Origin of the sequence: Salmonella sp. SAL00653 (assembly GCF_046552515.1) — a bacterium.
GTDB lineage: Bacteria > Pseudomonadota > Gammaproteobacteria > Enterobacterales > Enterobacteriaceae > Salmonella > Salmonella enterica.
This window is the reverse complement of the sequence record NZ_JBGDTY010000041.1, coordinates 1-2326: the sequence shown is the minus strand read 5'-3', so window position 1 is coordinate 2326 and position 2326 is coordinate 1. Positions and strand designations below refer to the sequence as shown.

At 54.0% G+C, this 2326-nt stretch carries 1 rRNA gene; it reads right to left on the bottom strand.

The features are described 5' to 3' along the window. Positions 1–33: 33 nt before the first annotated feature. Positions 34–2326 (bottom strand): 23S ribosomal RNA (locus ACLJRU_RS23285); the annotation flags it as partial.

Genomic DNA, 2326 nt, shown 5'->3' with positions numbered 1-2326 from the left:
GTCTCTCATCCGCCAAAACATCTTCGGCGTTGTAAGGTTAAGCCTCACGGTTCATTAGTACCGGTTAGCTCAACGCATCGCTGCGCTTACACACCCGGCCTATCAACGTCGTCGTCTTCAACGTTCCTTCAGGAGACTCTAAGTCTCAGGGAGAACTCATCTCGGGGCAAGTTTCGTGCTTAGATGCTTTCAGCACTTATCTCTTCCGCATTTAGCTACCGGGCAGTGCCATTGGCATGACAACCCGAACACCAGTGATGCGTCCACTCCGGTCCTCTCGTACTAGGAGCAGCCCCCCTCAGTTCTCCAGCGCCCACGGCAGATAGGGACCGAACTGTCTCACGACGTTCTAAACCCAGCTCGCGTACCACTTTAAATGGCGAACAGCCATACCCTTGGGACCTACTTCAGCCCCAGGATGTGATGAGCCGACATCGAGGTGCCAAACACCGCCGTCGATATGAACTCTTGGGCGGTATCAGCCTGTTATCCCCGGAGTACCTTTTATCCGTTGAGCGATGGCCCTTCCATTCAGAACCACCGGATCACTATGACCTGCTTTCGCACCTGCTCGCGCCGTCACGCTCGCAGTCAAGCTGGCTTATGCCATTGCACTAACCTCCTGATGTCCGACCAGGATTAGCCAACCTTCGTGCTCCTCCGTTACTCTTTAGGAGGAGACCGCCCCAGTCAAACTACCCACCAGACACTGTCCGCAACCCGGATCACGGGTCCACGTTAGAACATCAAACATTAAAGGGTGGTATTTCAAGGCCGGCTCCATGCAGACTGGCGTCCACGCTTCAAAGCCTCCCACCTATCCTACACATCAAGGCTCAATGTTCAGTGTCAAGCTATAGTAAAGGTTCACGGGGTCTTTCCGTCTTGCCGCGGGTACACTGCATCTTCACAGCGAGTTCAATTTCACTGAGTCTCGGGTGGAGACAGCCTGGCCATCATTACGCCATTCGTGCAGGTCGGAACTTACCCGACAAGGAATTTCGCTACCTTAGGACCGTTATAGTTACGGCCGCCGTTTACCGGGGCTTCGATCAGGAGCTTCGCTTGCGCTGACCCCATCAATTAACCTTCCGGCACCGGGCAGGCGTCACACCGTATACGTCCACTTTCGTGTTTGCACAGTGCTGTGTTTTTAATAAACAGTTGCAGCCAGCTGGTATCTTCGACTGACTTCAGCTCCATGAGTAAATCACTTCACCTACGTGTCAGCGTGCCTTCTCCCGAAGTTACGGCACCATTTTGCCTAGTTCCTTCACCCGAGTTCTCTCAAGCGCCTTGGTATTCTCTACCTGACCACCTGTGTCGGTTTGGGGTACGATTTGATGTTACCTGATGCTTAGAGGCTTTTCCTGGAAGCAGGGCATTTGTTGCTTCAGCACCGTAGTGCCTCGTCATCACGCCTCAGTGTTAAAGTGAACCGGATTTACCTGGAACACACACCTACACGCTTAAACCGGGACAACCGTCGCCCGGCCAACATAGCCTTCTCCGTCCCCCCTTCGCAGTAACACCAAGTACGGGAATATTAACCCGTTTCCCATCGACTACGCCTTTCGGCCTCGCCTTAGGGGTCGACTCACCCTGCCCCGATTAACGTTGGACAGGAACCCTTGGTCTTCCGGCGAGCGGGCTTTTCACCCGCTTTATCGTTACTTATGTCAGCATTCGCACTTCTGATACCTCCAGCAACCCTCACAGGCCACCTTCACAGGCTTACAGAACGCTCCCCTACCCAACAACGCATCAGCGTCGCTGCCGCAGCTTCGGTGCATGGTTTAGCCCCGTTACATCTTCCGCGCAGGCCGACTCGACCAGTGAGCTATTACGCTTTCTTTAAATGATGGCTGCTTCTAAGCCAACATCCTGGCTGTCTGGGCCTTCCCACATCGTTTCCCACTTAACCATGACTTTGGGACCTTAGCTGGCGGTCTGGGTTGTTTCCCTCTTCACGACGGACGTTAGCACCCGCCGTGTGTCTCCCGTGATAACATTCTCCGGTATTCGCAGTTTGCATCGGGTTGGTAAGCCGGGATGGCCCCCTAGCCGAAACAGTGCTCTACCCCCGGAGATGAATTCACGAGGCGCTACCTAAATAGCTTTCGGGGAGAACCAGCTATCTCCCGGTTTGATTGGCCTTTCACCCCCAGCCACAGGTCATCCGCTAATTTTTCAACATTAGTCGGTTCGGTCCTCCAGTTAGTGTTACCCAACCTTCAACCTGCCCATGGCTAGATCACCGGGTTTCGGGTCTATACCCTGCAACTTAACGCCCGGTTAAGACTCGGTTTCCCTACGGCTCCCCTAT